This window comes from Serinicoccus marinus DSM 15273 (genome assembly GCF_008386315.1).
Classification (GTDB): Bacteria; Actinomycetota; Actinomycetes; order Actinomycetales; family Dermatophilaceae; genus Ornithinicoccus; species Ornithinicoccus marinus.
Window position 1 is genome coordinate 3,033,077 of the sequence record NZ_CP043808.1, and the last position, 15,352, is coordinate 3,048,428.

The following is a 15,352-nucleotide window of genomic DNA, read 5'->3' on the forward strand; positions in this document are numbered from 1 at the left end:
CCGTGACCGCCGGCCCGCAGGAGATCCTCCGGCCTGCGCGCTGATCCGCAGGAAATGCGCCCTGACCTGCGAAAACGCCGTTTGCGAGGCCTCCGTGAGCGCCGACATACTCGTCCGGTGCCCACCCGCATCGGACTCTTCGGCACCGGACGCCTCGGCTCGGCGATCCGGCGGCTCGCCGACTCCCGGGACGACGTCGACGTCGTCTGGGCAGTCGGCAGCGGCGAGCCCGAGCCCCGGGAGGCGGTGGACGTCGCGATCGACGTCAGCACCGGCACGGCCGTCGCCGCGCACCTCGCGTGGGCGCAGCTCAGCGGCACCGATCTCGTGGTCGGCGCGACCGGCTTCGACCCCGCGCTGCTCGACACCGAGCTGGGCGTGCGGGTGCTCGTCGCACCGAACTTCTCCCTCGGTGTCGCCCTCGCCCGCCGCGTGAGCAGACTGCTCGGCGGGTATGCCGCCGCGCACCGCGCTGCGGGCATACCGGTCGACCTCGCGGTCACCGAGACCCACCACCGCCACAAGGTCGACGCACCCAGCGGCACCGCGCTCTCCCTGCGCGACGCGCTGGCCGACGCTGCCGGTGCCGGCGCAGCGGACGTCCAGACCACCAGCCTGCGACTCGGGGAGGTCGTGGGCGAGCACGAGGTCACCCTCGCCTCCCCCACCGAGACGATCACCCTCCGGCACACCGCACACGGCCGCGACCTCTTCGCCACCGGGGCCCTGACGGCCGCACTCTGGCTCACCGACCGGCCCGGACCGGGCCTGTTCACCCTCGACGACCTCGCCGAGGACCACCTGAAGGAGACAGCATGAGCAGCAGCCTCACCGCAGCACCGTTCACCGGTCTCGGCGTCGCCCTGGCGACGCCGTTCACGACCGGGACCGACGCCGTGGGCGGCTCGCGAAAGCCCGCTGTCGACCACGACGCCTTCGGCCGCCTCGTCGAGCACGTGATCGCCGACGGGCGGGGGATCGACTGGCTCGTCGTCCTCGGCTCCACCGGCGAGGCCGCCACGGTCACCGACGTCGAGCGGCACGCGCTGGTGCACCAGGCCGTCGAGCTGGCCCGCCGCGACGACCGCCGCATCCCGGTCGTCGTGGGGGTCGGGCACAACGACACCGAGCGCACCTGCGAGCTCGCCGCGCAGGCCGCGGCCGCCGGGGCCGACGCCCTGCTCGTCGTCACGCCGTTCTACAACAAGCCCCAGGTCAGCGGGCTGGTAGCGCACTACCGCGCCGTCGCCGACGCGGCGCCGGGGCTGCCGATCATCGCCTACAACGTGCCCGGCCGCACCGGCTGCAACATCACTCCCGAGGCGCTGCGGGCAATCTGGGAGATCGACCAGGTCGTCGCGATCAAGGAGAGTTCGGGCGACCTGCGCCAGGTCGCCCGGATGTGCCAGGAGGCGCCGCAGGGCCGTGCGGTGCTCGCCGGGGACGACGACCTCGCGCTGGCCGGCATCGCCGTCGGCGCGCAGGGGCTGGTCTCGGTGTGCGCCAACGTGGTACCGACCGAGACCCGGCGCCTCGTGCACGCCGCCATGGCTGGCGACCTGTGCCTCGCCCGCGAGACCGTCACGCTGCTGGCGCCGACGATGGCAGCGATGTTCGTCGAGACCAACCCGGTGCCGGTCAAGGCGGCGCTGGCGTGCCTCGGGCTGGCCACCGCACAGGTACGGCTGCCGCTCTCCCCAGCCGAGCCGGACACCTTGTCGCAGGTCCAGACCGCGCTGGCCGACCTGCAGGCCGCCCGCCGCGATGGCTCGGCGTCGATCGGCCGGCTGCCGGAGCGAGTCGCCGTCCCGCACGACACCTCGGCGCTGGCGTCGTGAGCACCGTCGGCACCATGGAGTCCATGACTCCGCAGGACACGACCGACGACACCTCGCTGCGCCAGGTCTTCGCCGAGGGCAGCGGCATCGACCCGACGGTGCAGCACGTGGAGGAGCTGCTCGCCGGGCTGGAGGACGGCTCGATCCGGGCCGCCCGTCGCGCCGAGGACGGCACCTGGGCCGCGCACGGCTGGGTCAAGCGCGGCATCCTCGCCGCCTTCCGGCTCAGCGAGACCGTCGAGCTCGACTGGCCGGGCGGCAGCGTCGACAAGTCGCTCGTGCCGGCGCGCCGGATCACGGCGGGCGACGGCATACGCCTCGTGCCGGGCGGCACCTCCGTCCGCCGCGGCGCGCACCTCGCGCCTGGGGTCGTCGTCATGCCGCCGAGCTATGTCAACGTCGGCGGGTATGTCGGCGCCGGCTCGATGGTCGACAGCCACGTGCTCGTCGGGTCGTGCGCGCAGGTCGGCGAGCGGGTGCACCTGTCGACGGCCGTGCAGCTGGGTGGCGTGCTGGAGCCGGTCGGTGCCCGCCCGGTCGTCGTCGAGGACGACGTCTTCGTCGGGGCGCAGTGCGGGCTCTACGAGGGCGTGGTCGTGCGTCGCGGTGCCGTGCTGGCACCGGGCGTCACGCTGACCTCGGGGACGACGATCTACGACCTGGTCGACCAGCGGGAGCTGCGCGGCGAGGTGCCCGAGCGCGCCGTCGTCGTGCCCGGCTCCCGCCCGGCGCGCGGTGACTACGCCGACGTCCTCGGGCTCTCGCTCTACGCCCCGGTGATCGTGAAGTACCGCGACACCGCGACCGACGCCGCCACGGCGCTCGAGGAGTCGCTGCGGTGAGGACGGCCTCGCGGGTGGCAGGCCAGGGCCTGTCACCCATCCGACGCATGACGCTCGGAGCCCCGCCGGACGCGATCAACCTCGGGCTCGGCGAGCCCGGGTGGCCGCTGCCGACCGGACAGGCCGCGCGTCCCGACGAGGGCTCGGCCGACCTGTCCTACGGGCCCAACACCTCCGACCCGGCTCTGGTGGAGGCGATCGCCGGCTACGCCCAGGCCCGCGGTTCGGCCACGGTCGGTCCGGACGGGGTCATGGTCACCGCCGGCAGCCAGGCGGCGCTCTTCGCGCTCTTCCAGGCGTATGCCGAGCCCGGATCGGCCGTGCTCGCGCCCGACCCCGGCTTCGTCGCCTACCCCACCCTCGCCCGGCTGTGCGGCGCGACGCCGGTCGGCTACCCGCTCGGCCCGGACGGTGACCTCGACGCTGACGCGCTGCTCGCGGTGCTGGGCGAGCACGGGCATACCTCCCTGGTCGTGCTCAACCACCCCGCCAACCCGACCGGTGGGTTGGCCTCTGCCGACGCGCTCGATCGGGTCGCCGAGGCGTGCGCGGAGCGCGACGTGCTGCTCGTCAGCGACGAGGTGTATGCCGAGCTGTGGGTCGACGGGCCGCCCGCCTCGCTGCGTGATGTCACGCACACGGGCGTGGTGCTGGGGTCGATGAGCAAGGCCTTCGGCGCGCCCGGGCTGCGGATCGGCTGGGTGACCGGTGACCCCGAGGTGCTCGCACCTGCTCGACTGGTGCACAACGCGATGACGACGGCCCCGTCGCGGCTATCGCAGCGCGCCGCGCTCGCGCTGCTCGGGGCCGCCGGCGAGGTGCTCCCCGCGGCGCGCGAGCAGCTCCGCCTGCGCTGGGACGCGGTCGAGCGACTGGCCGCCAGCGGAAAGGGACATCGGTCTCTGGGCGACGGGCCCCCGAAAGCTCGGTCCAGAGATGCGGCGCGCGCGGGGTTCTACCTCTGGCTCCCGCTCCCGGGCGACGTGGACCCCAACGACACCGAGGCCTTCGCGCTGCGACTACGCGACGAGGGCGGCGTGACCACGATCCCCGGCACCGCCTTCGGAGTGCGCGGCTCGGGCTTCCTGCGGGTGAGCCTCGGCGGGCCGGTGGAGGATCTCGAGGAAGGACTGCGGCGCCTGGCGCCCTGGTGGAAGGCATGATCTTGACCGCTGCGACGACCGACCTGTTCGCCTTCGACGAGGCGAGACTGGCCGAGCTCACGACCCGGCACGGCACGCCGTTCTTCGCCTACGACCTGGCCGCGGCGCGGGAGCGCTTCACCGGGCTGCGGGCCGCGCTCCCGGCCCGGGTCCGGCTCGCGTATGCCGTGAAGTCCAACCCGGGGCTGCCCCTGCTGGAGACCTTCGCCGAGCAGGGTGCATGGTTTGACTGCGCCAGCGCGGGCGAGGTCTCGACCGCGCTGGCGGCCGGCGCGACGGGACAGGGCATGGTCTTCGCCGGACCGGCCAAGACCGAGCGCGACCTGCAAGCGGCGCTGTTTGCCGGTGCCCGGATCCAGGTCGACGGGATCGAGGACGTGGCGCGGCTGCACGACCTGCACACCGGGGACCACCCGCTGCCCGTCAACGTCCGCGTCAACCCTGCCGCGGGTGTGTCGGAGGTCGCGACCATCATCGGCGGTGGAGGCCCGAGCGCCTTCGGCGTCGACGAGGAGGTGATGGAGGACTTCGTGACGGAGGCGGCCCGCTACGACCGGGTCGAGATCAGGGGGCTGCAGGTCTTCGCCGCGAGCAACGAGCTGGACGCGGGCAGGTTGCTGGCCAACCACCGCACCGCGCTGCGGATCGGGCAGCGGCTGCAACAGCTGGTGGGTCGCGAGCTGGACCTGATCGACATCGGCGGCGGGCTCGGCATCCGGTATGCCCTCACCGAGCCGACGCTCGACGTCCGCGCCCTGGGCGCCGGGCTGGGTCGGATCCTGGCCGAGCACGACTGGTTCACCGGTGAGCTGCTGCTGGAGCCGGGTCGCTGGCTGTCCGGCCCGACGGGGGTCTACGCCGCGCGCGTGGTGCGGACGAAGGTCTCCCGCGGCGAGCGCTTCGTCATGCTCGAGGGCGGGATCAACCACCTGCTCCGGCCGCTGCTGACCGGGCAGTCGTTTCCGACGCTGGCCGTCCGCAACGGCGAGGGGGTGCTGGCGGGCGAGTCCTCGGCCGCCACGCTGGCCGGGCCGCTGTGCACGTCCTTGGACCGCGTGGGGACCGGCGACCTCCCCACCGACCTCCGCCCTGGTGACGTCGTGGTCTTCGGGCAGACCGGTGCCTACGCCTACACCCAGGCGATGAGCCATTTCCTCTCGCACGCGCTTCCGGAGCAGCACTGGGTAGGCTGAGCCGGCCGTCGCTCCCGTTCACCTCAGATCGTCACGACGATCTTGCCGCCGGGACTGCCCTGCTCGGAGAGACGGTGCGCCTCGGCGATGTCAGCCAGCTCGAAGGTGCGCGCCACGTTGACCCGCAGCGAGCCCGCGTCGACCAGGGCGGCGAGCGCGTCGAGGTGGTCACGGTCCGGCCGCACGAAGACGTACTTCCCGCCGAGCTCGCTCACAGCGGCGGCGTCTATCACCGACGCCACCCGCGCTGGGTCCTTGACCTGCGCCGCCGCGTCCGCGAGCGCGTCCCCGCCGACGAGGTCGAGGACGGCGTCGACGGGCTCGGCGAGCTGCTCGCTGACCGGCCCGGCGTGGTGGTCGAGGACCTTGGAGGCGCCGAGACCGCGGACCAGGTCGTGGTGCGCGGGCGAGGCGGTGCCGATCACCTCGGCGCCGAGCGCGGCCGCGATCTGGACCGCGAGATGGCCGACGCCACCGGAGGCCGCGTGCACGAGCACCCGGTCGCCGGCCTGGACCTGCAGCGCCTCGGTCAGCACCTGGTATGCCGTGAGTCCGGCCAGCGGCATCGCGGCGGCCTCCTCGAAGGACAGGTCCTCCGGCATACGCGACACCGTGCGCTCCGGGGCGGGGACGAGCTCGGCGGCCGTACCGTGGGAGACGTCGTCACGGCGGACGTAGCCCCAGACCCGGTCGCCGACCTGCAGCCCGGTGCGGACGGCGGGGCCAACCGCCTCGACCACCCCGGCGACGTCCCAGCCGGGGACGATCGGCAGGTGGTGCGGGTAGGCGCCCTGCAGGTAGCCCTCCCGGATCTTCCAGTCGACCGGGTTGACGCTGGTGGCGTGGGCGCGGACCAGCACGGTGTCCGGCCCGACCGGCGGGTCGGGCCGCTCGCCCACGGTCAGGACGTCGGCTCCGCCGAAGGTCTCGTAGCTCGCTGCACGCATGGGGTCGTCCTCCTCGGGTCGGGACCGTGCGTGGGTGACGCACGGCAGGGAGAACGCCCACGCGCGGACACTATTCCTGGGGCGTCGCGGCGGGCGTGGGCTCCGGCTCGTCGTCCAGGTCACGCATACCCCGCACCGGGGAGAGCGCCACCGGGAGCGTCGCCACCGCCATGAGCACCGTGCCGGCCAGCGCCGTCGGCCAGGCGCCCCACACCGTCACGAGCACGCCGGCGACCAGCGCCCCGACCGACAGCGCACCCCAGGAGAGCAACCGGTAGGCCGAGTTGACCCGCCCCCGCAGCCGAGCGGGCACCGCGAGCTGACGCACCGTCACCGCCTGCGAGTTCGCCACCCCGATGCCGAGCCCGGAGACCAGGAAGGCCACCGCCAGCACGACCAGGGACCGCAGGCTCGTGCTCCCGCTGAGCAGCACCCCGACCAGCGGGGCGGTGTTGCCCAGCAGCATGGACACCACGAGCGAGCGTCCGTAGCCCGCCCAGCCGGTCAGCCGGGCACTCAGTCCGGCCCCGAGGAAGGCCCCGACCCCTCCCGCCATGAGGACCAGCCCGAGCGCGAGCGGGCCGTCGCTGCGCCCGCCCACCACCGCGACGGTCAGCGCCAGCATGAAGACCTCGTTGCCGAGGTTCCACACCGTCGCCTCCGCGGCCAGCGCCCGCACGACGCGGTGGCGCAACATCGTGACCAGACCCTCCTTCGCCTGCGCCAGCGTGCCTCCCTCCGAGGGCTCCACCTCCGGCTCCGCCAGCCGGACGCGGCGCAACAGCAGCGCCGAGACGAGATGGGTCGCGGCGTTGACCAGCACGGCGACCGGCGCCGTCACCGCCTGCACGAGCGCACCACCCAGGCCGGACCCGCCGATGCCGACGGCCGACTGCGTCGCGGTGATCCGCGCGTTGGCGTCCGGCAGCTGCTCCGGTGTGACGACGTGGGGCAGGAAGGAAGAAGTCCGCGAGCATGTGGAGCACCGCCAGCGCCCCAACCGCGAAGGTCGCGGCCACCAGGAGCGGCACGGTGAGCTGCCCGGTCAGCGCCAGGACCCCCACCGTCAGCAGCAGGCCGGCCCGCCCGAGCTCGGCCCCGATCATCAGCGGGCGACGCCGCCGGTTGTCCACGAGCACCCCGAGCCACAGCGTGAGCAGCAGGTAGGGCAGGAAGGTCGCGGTGCGCACCCACGACAGCTCTTGCGCGCTGGCCCCGAGCGTGACGAGCGCCAGCACCGGCAGCGCCAGCTCCCCGATCTCGCCACCGACGGCACCCGCCGTGCTCGCGCCCCACACCCGACGGTAGTCACGGTTCACCCACGCGCTCGTAACCTTTGTCATGCGAATGAAAGTTCTCAAGCATCCCCGTCGCCGCAACCGGTGTCGGTCGGTCACCGGTTAGGATGAGGTATGCCGACACGACCTGCCCCGAGCGCCCCGGGCCAGCTCGAGCTGGTGCGCAGCTTCGTCAACACGCTCGACGTCGAGGCCGACGTCGACCAGCTGGCCGACGCGGAGTCATGGGCCACCTGGGCGGTGAGTCACGGCATACCCGAGCCGGCGTCGCGGTCCGAGCTGGCGCGGCTGCGGGACCTGCGCGAGGCGATGCGGACCGGCCTGCTGGCCAACCACGACCGCGCGCCATTGCCGCCCTGCGTCCGGCAGAGCCTTGACGACGCCCTCCTCTGGTCGCGGGCCCGTCCGATTCTGGGCACGGTCGGCATCACGCTGGAGGTGGGCGCCACCGGAGCGCGCGGCCTCGCCGGGCGGCTCCTGGCGATCGTTGGCGACGCCCTGGCCGACGGGACGTGGTCACGCCTCAAGGCCTGCCGTGACGACAGCTGCCGGTGGGCGTTCTACGACCGGTCCCGCTCCCGCACCGGCCAGTGGTGCTCGATGGACGTCTGCGGCAACCGCAACAAGCAGGCCCGCTGGCGGGACCGTCAGGGCTGACAGGGTCGCGACATCTCAGTGCCGGCGCAGGTCGAGCGCCAGGACCATGTCGAGCGCGTCCTCCACCGTCGCCATCTCAGCAGCAGTGAGGTGCCCGACCCGGGCGCCCAGCCGACCGGTGTCGACGGCCCGCAGCTGCTCGACGAGCACGCGCGTCGGTCGGTCGCCGATCGAGATCGAGGGTCGGAAGGTGCGCTCGGGCGCCGACACCGACGTCGGCGCGAGGATCACCGTGGAGAGCGGAAGGTCCTCGGACTGCACGACGACTCCGAGCCTGCGCCCCCGCTGCTCATGTCCTCGCGCTCGACGATCGTGCGGCACCTCGTAGACGTCACCGCGCGCCAGCATCGTCCCAGTCCTCCATCACGCGGCGCACCGCTGCCCGGTCGTCGGGGTCCGCCATCGCGCGTAGCGCCTCGACGCGCATCCGCTCGCGCCGCCGCAGCCGCGCGGCCATCACCAAGGCGTCGCGGACAGCCTCCGACACGCTCAGTCCGTTCGCCGTCAGCTCCTGCAACGCTGTTTCCGCCGCCCCACTGATCCGTACGTTCACGAGACTCATGGTGGCAGGCTACCGGGATGTAAGACATGTGTGTTACAGCAGGCTGTGGATACCCGCGACGTCGGGCTGCACCTGTACCTCGAGAGGTGCGTGCCTGGATGCCGGGTCACTCCTGAGCCGGCCGTAGGTCAGGACGTCCACCCGCTCGCCGTCGATGAGGAATTTCCCCCGCTCGCGCCCCTCCGGCAGGAAGCCAGCCGCCCGGGCCACCCCGCCGGAGGCCGGGTTGTCGACGCGGTGCCCGAGCTCGAACCGCTCCAGGCCGTCGGCCAGGAGGCGGTCGCACACCGTGGCGACGGCCCGCCCCATGACGCGCCGGCCGCGGTGCTCGGCGTGCATCCAGTAGAAGACCCACCCAATGCGGTTGGCCTCGTCCACGGTGACGCCGACCACGCCCACGAGCCGGTCGGCGCAGGTCACGGCATACCCTCGCCTCCCCTCCGCCTGCAGCCAGGTGACGTAACCCCGCGCCGACCCGAGATCGCTGACCTCGCCCTGGCGCGCCATGTCCGGGGCGCTGCGGAAGGCCTCGAGCACGGCCGCGGCGTCGCCGTCGCGCACGGCGCGCAGCCGGTATGCCTCTGCTCCAGGATCGTCGGTCACGTCGCCACGGTAGGGCCCGCGAGGCAGCGGCGCACGGGTTTTTACCCGACGTGCTCGGTGGCCCTACGCTGGTGCGGTGCTCCTGGGGATCCCTGACTACGGGACGTTCTTCGTCGCCGCGCTGCTCATCATCTTGCTGCCCGGGCCGAACTCGATGTTCGTGCTGTCCGAGGCGGCTCGTCGCGGCATCGGTCGAGGCTGGTCGGCCGCGGCCGGTGTCTTCGTGGGCGACTCGGTGCTCATGGGGCTCACCTTCCTCGGCGCCGCCTCGCTGCTGCAGGGCAACCCCGTGGTCTTCAGCGTCGTGAAGTACCTCGGCGCGGCCTACCTCGCCTGGATCGGCTTCCGCCTGGTGCGGGCCGGCATCGCCGCCTTCGGCCAGCAGCAGCCCGCGACGGCGGAGGAGACGGTGGCCCCGCCCCGGCGCGGCGGCTCCTTCCTCACGGCGCTGGTGCTGAGCCTGCTCAACCCCAAGGCCATCCTGTTCTTCGTCGCCTTCTTCGTGCAGTTCCTCCGCCCGGACTCGGCACGGCCACTGCTCGACTTCCTCGTGCTCGCGACGACGATGCAGGTGCTGAGCATGATCTACCTCGGTCTGCTCATCGTGGGCGGCACCGCGCTCGCCCGCGGTTTCAGCCGGCACCGCCGCACCTCGGGCGGCCTGACCGGGCTCGTCGGCGCGGTCTTCGTCGGCTTCGGCGTCAAGCTCGCCGCCGCCTCGCTCTGAGCGCCACGCTGAGAGCACGTCTCAGCGGGAGCGGTGCTCCGCCCGCTGCAGACGCAGCGGCAGCAGGCTGATGTGCCGGTGCTCCGGCCGGTCCTCGGGCGCCTGGCTCACCCGGTCCCCGTAGCGCCGGCTGACCCAGGCCGCGCTGAGCCCGTGGAGGTAGACGCTGAGCAGGATGGTCCACCCGGCGACGACGAAGATCTCCTCCGACATGGGCAGGCCCGCCGTCGTCACCACGAGGACGGCGTAGACGATCGACGCCAGCCCCCGCGGCCCGGCCCAACCGACGTAGAGCACGGTCGGCGCGCTCACCCCGCTGCCCAGCAGCGCCACCGTCGTCGCCAGCATCCGCACGACCAGCAGGCTGGCCAGCGCGTAGATCAGGTGGCCCGGGTCGAGGTCGGCGACGAGGTCACTGGCGATCGCGCCACCGAAGAGCAGGAAGGTGAGCAACGTCAACAGCTGGCCCTCGGACTGCGCGAACGTGGTGGTGTGCTCCAGCACGGGGCGGGACGTCGCTCCGAGGACCGCGCCGGCCACGAAGGCGGAGACGAAGCCGTTGCCGCCCATCAGCTCGGCCGCTGCGTAGGAGCAGCCGGCCACCGCCACTACCCCGAGCCGCAGTGACGGTGCGGTCGTCCACGACCGCTCGTGCGCCCAGCCCAGGAGCCGCCCGCCCAGCCAGCCGGTCAGTCCGCCGACGAGCACACCCAGGCCGACGATCTGCGCGAGCAGGACGACATACCCCGCCGCGGTGTCGGTCTGCGCCAGGGCGACGTCGATGAGGATCACGACGAAGGGGACCACCAAACCGTCGTTGAGCCCGCTCTCGACGTTGAGCGTCTGGCGGATGCGCTGGGGCACCGAGGGGCTCTCCACGAAGGACTGGCCGAGCGCGGCGTCGGTGGGTGCCAGCGTGGCGGCGAGGAGGGCCAGCGCGATGAGGGGCATCGAGGGCAGCAGCAGCCACCCCACCCCGGTGCCGATGAGCACCGCCGCCGGCAGCCCGATCAGCAGCAGCCGCAGCGCCAGACTGTGCTCGCGGACCACGGTCCGCAGATCGAGCCGGGAGGCGTCGGTGAAGAGCACCAGGACCAGCGTCGCCTCCGCCAGGACGCTCACCACCTCGTCCTCCACGTCGAGCCGCACGACATCCAGCACAGCCGGGCCGAGCAGGAGTCCGGCGGTGGTGAAGAGCATCGGCATCGTGACCGGGGTGCCCGTGAGCCGCCCGGCCAGCACGCTGAAGGCGAGGACCGCGAGGGCCACCACCAGGACGATCGACACCATGCCGCTCAGCGCTCCCACTCCATGCCGCTCAGCGCTCCCACTCCTCGAAGATCAGCCAGGTCCGGGTGGCGCGGACCCCGGACACCCCCTGGATCCGGCCGAGGACGACGTCGCGCAGCTCGTGGTTGTCGCGTGCCCGCACCTCGACGAGCATGTCGAACTCCGCCCCCACCAGCGCCACCCGCTCCACCCCCGGCAGCACCTCGAGGGCGTCGAGCACCTCCCGCCAGCTCCCCTGCTCGATCGAGACCGACACGTAGGCCGCGGTCGCCAGGCCGAGCTTGTCGGGGTCGACCTGCGCGGCATAACCGGTGATCACCTTGTCCCGGTGCAACCGCTCCAGCCGGGTGTATGCCGTCGCCCGGCTGATGTGGACCCGCTCGGCGAGCGCGCGCACCGACAGCCGTCCGTCCCGGCGCAGCTCGGCGACGATCGCACGGTCCGTGTCGTCGAGCGCCGGCGCCACCTGTCCGGCAGGCGACGCCACGGCCGGTGACTGATCGGACGATCGGTCCTCAGGCATACCTCGATCCTGCCAGATGTCCACAATCTGCGGCAGGAGTGGTCCGCCTGTGCGAGCGCGCGGGACGATATCGGTCAGACGTCTAGCCGTGAGGACTCGATGATGAGCGACATCACCCACCTGCTGCCCTGCCCCGAGCCGGTGCAGCTGATCGCCGCCGACGGCACCGCCGTGGAGACGAGCGAGCAGGCGCGCGAGCGCGGCTACGCGATGCCGGAGGCCGAGGACCTGCTCGCCGTCTGGCGCGCGATGGTCATCGGCCGCCGCTTCGACGCCCAGGCGACCGCGCTGACCAAGCAGGGCCGGCTCGCGGTCTACCCCAGCTCCCGCGGCCAGGACGCCTGCCAGGTCGCCCCGGTCCTGGCGCTCGGCGAGCAGGACTGGCTCTTCCCCACCTACCGCGACTCGATGGCGCTGGTCACCCACGGCATCGACCCGGTCGAGGTGCTGACGCTGCTGCGCGGTGACTGGCACTGCGGCTACGACCCGCAGGCCACCCGCACCGCCCCGCAGTGCACCCCGCTCGCCACCCAGGCGGTCCACGCCGCCGGGGCCGCCCACGGCCTGGCCCGCCGCGGCACCGACGCGCTCGCGCTGTGCCTCATCGGGGACGGCGCGACCAGCGAGGGCGACTTCCACGAGGGCCTCAACTTCGCCGCCGTCTTCGAGGCGCCGACGGTCTTCCTCGTGCAGAACAACAAGTACGCCATCTCCGTCCCGCTCGCCAAGCAGACCAAGGCCCCGGCGCTCGCCTACAAGGGCGTCGGCTACGGCGTGCGCAGCGAGCAGGTCGACGGCAACGACCCGGCCGCGGTGCTCGCGGTCATGCGGGCGGCGTATGCCCACGCCCGCGCCGGCCACGGCCCGGTCCTCGTCGAGGCGCACACCTACCGCATGGAGGCGCACACCAACGCCGACGACGCGACCCGCTACCGCACCAAGGACGAGGTCGACGGGTGGACCGGGCAGGACCCGATCGTCCGGCTCCAGGCATACCTCGTCGAGCAGGGGCACCTCGACGACGCCCGGATCGAGGAGGTGCGCGCGGAGGCCGAGGAGCTCGCGGCCGACCTGCGGACCCGCATGAACGCCGAGCCGACCGTGGAGCCGCTCGAGCTCTTCGACCACGTGTATGCCGAGCCCACGCCGCAGCTGCGCGAGCAGCGCGAGATGGTCCGCACCGAGCTCGCGGGCACCGCCACGGCGGCGCACGGGAGCACCCAGACGGAGGACGCGAGATGAGCCCGACCACCTACGCCAAGGCGCTCAACGCCGCGCTGCGCGACGCGCTGACCGAGGACCCGGACGTGCTCGTCATGGGCGAGGACGTCGGCGCGCTCGGCGGCGTCTTCCGCATCACCGACGGCCTCACCCGGGACTTCGGCGAGGACCGCTGCGTCGACACCCCGCTGGCCGAGGCCGGGATCGCCGGCTTCGCCGTCGGGCTCGCGATGCAGGGCTTCCGGCCCGTGGTCGAGATGCAGTTCGACGCCTTCGGCTACCCCGCCTTCGAGCAGGTCACCTCGCACATCGCCAAGATGCGCAACCGGACCCGCGGCGCACTGCCGATGCCGCTGGTCATCCGGATCCCGTATGCCGGGGGCATCGGCGGCGTCGAGCACCACTGCGACTCCTCCGAGGGCTACTACGTCCACACGCCGGGGCTGCACGTCGTCACCCCCGCGACGCCGGCCGACGCCTACTCGCTGCTGCGCGAGTCCATCGCCTCCGACGACCCGGTCGTCTTCATGGAGCCGAAGAGCCAGTACTACACCAAGGCCGACCTCGAGCTGCCCACGAGCACCGAGCCGATCGGGCAGGCCGCGGTGCGCCGTGAGGGGTCCGACGTCACGCTCGTGACCTACGGCCCGCAGCTCGCGACCGCGCTCAAGGCGGCCGAGGTCGCCGCCGCCGAGGAGGACTGGGACGTCGAGGTCATCGACCTGCGCACACTCGTGCCCTTCGACGACGCGACCGTGGAGGCCTCGGTGCGCCGGACCGGGCGGGCCGTCGTGCTCGCCGAGGCGCAGGGCTTCGCCGGGATGGGCGCCGAGATCGCCGCCCGGGTGCAGGAGCGCTGCTTCCACAGCCTCGCCGCGCCGGTGCTGCGGGTCAGCGGGCTGGACATCCCCTACCCGCCGCCCAAGCTGGAGCACACCCACCTGCCCGGGGTCGACCGCATCCTCGACACCATCGCCCGGCTGCAGTGGGACGACGAGCCCGACCACACGCATACCCCGGCGGAGGTGTCGGCATGACGCAGGTCTTCCGGCTGCCCGACCTGGGCGAGGGGCTCACCGAGGCCGAGATCGTCGAGTGGCACGTCAGCGCTGGTGACGAGGTCGTCGTCGACCAGGAGGTCGTCACCGTCGAGACGGCCAAGGCCGCGGTCTCGGTCCCCTGCCCGTATGCCGGCACCGTCGCCCAGGTGCACGCCGAGGCTGGGCAGGTGCTGCCCGTCGGCGAGCCGCTCATCACGATCGGCGCCGAGGTGGCCGCCGGTGACGGCGCTGGTGCCGACATCAACACTGCTGCGAGCGCCCGCTCGCGGGCCGACGGTGAGGTCGGCCCGCAGGGTGCCGGCGGTGAGCAGTACCGCGAGGAGGAGCGCGCCGGGGCCGAGCTGCCCGAGGACGAGCCCGAGCGGCCGCTCATCGGCTACGGCGCGGGCGAGGGCCCGGCCCGCCGCGCCCGGCCCGGCGGCCGACGCCGAGGCGCCGCGGCGACCCGACCGGACACCCCGTCCGTCCGCGACACCACCTCCCGACCGGACACTCCTGCTGCCCGCCCGGACCACCCGGCCGCCGTCCGCGTCATCTCCCCGCTGGTGCGCAGGCTGGCCGCGGATCGGGGCGTCGACATCGCCGAGGTGCCGCCCGGCCCGACCGGCGTGATCCGCAAGGCCGACCTCACGGCATACCTCGAGCGGACCGACGGGGTGTCCGGTCGCCAGGACGACCTGACCGACGGGGTGTCGGGTCGCGGTGGACAGCAGGCAGCAGGGGTGCCCGGTCGCGAGGAGCGGCGCATCCCGATCCAGGGGGTGCAGCGCCTCATGGTCGAGCGGCTCTCGACCTCGCGCCACGAGATCCCGGATGCCACGACCTGGGTGGACGTCGACGCCACCCGGCTCATGAAGGCCAAGGACGCGCTGAAGGCGGCCCGCCCCGACGCGGACATCGGCGTGCTCCCCCTGCTCGCCCGGATCACCGTGGCCGGGCTGCGGGCCTACCCCGCCCTCAACTCCTCGGTCGACACCGAGGCCGGCGAGATCGTCCACCACGGCGCGGTCAACCTGGGCTTCGCGGCGCAGAGCCCACGCGGCCTGGTGGTGCCCGTCGTCCACGGCGCCGACGCCCTGACGACGGCCGAGCTGGCCGCCGCGCTGCGTGAGCTGACGGTCCGCGCCCGGGACGGCAAGCTGTCCCCCGCGCAGCTGACGGGAGGCACGTTCACGCTCAACAACTACGGCGTCTTCGGGGTGGACGGCTCGACGCCGATCATCAACCACCCCGAGGCCGCGATGCTCGGCGTGGGCCGGATCGTGGACAAGCCGTGGGCGCACCGGGGCAAGGTCAAGGTCCGCAAGGTGACCCAGCTGTCCTTCACCTTCGACCACCGGGTGTGCGACGGCGGCACGGCGGGCGGGTTCCTGCGGTTCGTGGCTGACTGCGTGGAGCAGCCGGCGGCCCTCCTCGCCGACCTCTGA

The 15,352-nt window shown here is 73.2% G+C and carries 17 protein-coding genes and 1 pseudogene; 10 read left to right on the top strand and 8 right to left on the bottom strand.

The annotated features are described in order from the left end of the window. Positions 1–117: 117 nt before the first annotated feature. Genes FU792_RS14635 through FU792_RS14655 form a run of 5 tightly spaced genes read left to right on the top strand, consistent with a single transcriptional unit; the run spans position 118 to position 5,036 of the window. Positions 118–819 (top strand): 4-hydroxy-tetrahydrodipicolinate reductase, encoded by a 702-nt coding sequence (locus FU792_RS14635; protein ID WP_022925722.1) that lies wholly within the window; start codon positions 118–120, stop codon positions 817–819. Continuing rightward, the gene (gene dapA / locus FU792_RS14640) at positions 816–1,838 is read left to right on the top strand and encodes a 4-hydroxy-tetrahydrodipicolinate synthase (RefSeq protein ID WP_022925723.1); all 1,023 of its coding nucleotides are present in this window, start codon (positions 816–818) and stop codon (positions 1,836–1,838) included. Before FU792_RS14635 ends, dapA begins: the two co-directional genes overlap by 4 nt. A gap of 23 nt (positions 1,839–1,861) precedes the next feature. Continuing rightward, positions 1,862–2,680, top strand: a complete 819-nt coding sequence (locus FU792_RS14645) for a 2,3,4,5-tetrahydropyridine-2,6-dicarboxylate N-succinyltransferase (RefSeq protein WP_084485232.1) — start codon at positions 1,862–1,864, stop codon at positions 2,678–2,680. A 47-nt stretch (positions 2,681–2,727) separates the two neighbouring features. Further along, positions 2,728–3,843, top strand: coding sequence for a pyridoxal phosphate-dependent aminotransferase (locus FU792_RS14650; protein ID WP_022925725.1), 1,116 nt, complete (start codon positions 2,728–2,730; stop codon positions 3,841–3,843). Further along, positions 3,840–5,036, top strand: a complete 1,197-nt coding sequence (locus tag FU792_RS14655; protein ID WP_022925726.1) for a type III PLP-dependent enzyme domain-containing protein — start codon at positions 3,840–3,842, stop codon at positions 5,034–5,036. Before FU792_RS14650 ends, FU792_RS14655 begins: the two co-directional genes overlap by 4 nt. Positions 5,037–5,059: 23 nt before the next feature. Here FU792_RS14655 and FU792_RS14660 read toward each other — a convergent pair whose 3' ends face one another. From FU792_RS14660 to FU792_RS19400, 3 genes and pseudogenes are all read right to left on the bottom strand, one after another. After that, positions 5,060–5,983, bottom strand: a complete 924-nt coding sequence (locus FU792_RS14660; protein WP_022925727.1) for an NADP-dependent oxidoreductase — start codon at positions 5,981–5,983, stop codon at positions 5,060–5,062. A 70-nt stretch (positions 5,984–6,053) separates the two neighbouring features. Continuing rightward, positions 6,054–6,983 carry an MFS transporter gene (locus FU792_RS14665; RefSeq protein WP_149814868.1) on the bottom strand — a complete coding sequence of 310 codons (930 nt, stop codon included), beginning with the start codon at positions 6,981–6,983 and terminating at the stop codon, positions 6,054–6,056. A 46-nt stretch (positions 6,984–7,029) separates the two neighbouring features. Next, a pseudogene (locus FU792_RS19400) lies at positions 7,030–7,326 on the bottom strand (MFS transporter); the annotation flags it as partial. A gap of 69 nt (positions 7,327–7,395) precedes the next feature. On the opposite strand from FU792_RS19400, the gene FU792_RS14675 reads away from it, so the two are divergent. Next, complete coding sequence (locus FU792_RS14675; protein ID WP_022925729.1) at positions 7,396–7,938, top strand: CGNR zinc finger domain-containing protein; 543 nt, start codon at positions 7,396–7,398, stop codon at positions 7,936–7,938. A gap of 15 nt (positions 7,939–7,953) precedes the next feature. Here the strand turns inward: FU792_RS14675 and FU792_RS14680 are convergent, their stop codons facing one another. Genes FU792_RS14680 through FU792_RS14690 form a run of 3 tightly spaced genes read right to left on the bottom strand, consistent with a single transcriptional unit; the run spans position 7,954 to position 9,103 of the window. Next, a complete protein-coding gene (locus FU792_RS14680; protein ID WP_022925730.1) occupies positions 7,954–8,286 on the bottom strand; it encodes a type II toxin-antitoxin system PemK/MazF family toxin in 333 nt (110 codons plus the stop codon). After that, entirely contained in the window at positions 8,270–8,500 is a 231-nt protein-coding gene (locus FU792_RS14685; protein ID WP_022925731.1) for a hypothetical protein, read from the bottom strand. The genes FU792_RS14680 and FU792_RS14685 overlap by 17 nt, the downstream gene beginning before the upstream one ends. A gap of 33 nt (positions 8,501–8,533) precedes the next feature. Next, positions 8,534–9,103, bottom strand: coding sequence for a GNAT family N-acetyltransferase (locus tag FU792_RS14690; RefSeq protein ID WP_022925732.1), 570 nt, complete (start codon positions 9,101–9,103; stop codon positions 8,534–8,536). Positions 9,104–9,179: 76 nt separating this feature from the next. Between FU792_RS14690 and leuE the strand changes: the two genes are divergently transcribed. After that, a complete protein-coding gene (gene leuE, locus FU792_RS14695; RefSeq protein WP_022925733.1) occupies positions 9,180–9,830 on the top strand; it encodes a leucine efflux protein LeuE in 651 nt (216 codons plus the stop codon). Between the two features lie 21 nt (positions 9,831–9,851). On the opposite strand, the gene FU792_RS14700 is transcribed toward leuE, so the two are convergent. Both FU792_RS14700 and FU792_RS14705 read right to left on the bottom strand, forming a co-directional pair. Beyond that, the gene (locus tag FU792_RS14700; protein ID WP_157609216.1) at positions 9,852–11,138 is read right to left on the bottom strand and encodes a cation:proton antiporter domain-containing protein; all 1,287 of its coding nucleotides are present in this window, start codon (positions 11,136–11,138) and stop codon (positions 9,852–9,854) included. A 10-nt stretch (positions 11,139–11,148) separates the two neighbouring features. Then, positions 11,149–11,643, bottom strand: a complete 495-nt coding sequence (locus tag FU792_RS14705) for an Lrp/AsnC family transcriptional regulator (RefSeq protein ID WP_022925735.1) — start codon at positions 11,641–11,643, stop codon at positions 11,149–11,151. A 102-nt stretch (positions 11,644–11,745) separates the two neighbouring features. On the opposite strand from FU792_RS14705, the gene pdhA reads away from it, so the two are divergent. The 3 genes from pdhA to FU792_RS14720 are packed head-to-tail and all read left to right on the top strand — an operon-like array spanning position 11,746 to position 15,352. Beyond that, positions 11,746–12,885 carry a pyruvate dehydrogenase (acetyl-transferring) E1 component subunit alpha gene (pdhA, locus tag FU792_RS14710; RefSeq protein ID WP_022925736.1) on the top strand — a complete coding sequence of 380 codons (1,140 nt, stop codon included), beginning with the start codon at positions 11,746–11,748 and terminating at the stop codon, positions 12,883–12,885. Beyond that, complete coding sequence (locus FU792_RS14715; RefSeq protein ID WP_022925737.1) at positions 12,882–13,901, top strand: alpha-ketoacid dehydrogenase subunit beta; 1,020 nt, start codon at positions 12,882–12,884, stop codon at positions 13,899–13,901. The genes pdhA and FU792_RS14715 overlap by 4 nt, the downstream gene beginning before the upstream one ends. Then, positions 13,898–15,352 (top strand): dihydrolipoamide acetyltransferase family protein, encoded by a 1,455-nt coding sequence (locus tag FU792_RS14720; protein WP_022925738.1) that lies wholly within the window; start codon positions 13,898–13,900, stop codon positions 15,350–15,352. The genes FU792_RS14715 and FU792_RS14720 overlap by 4 nt, the downstream gene beginning before the upstream one ends.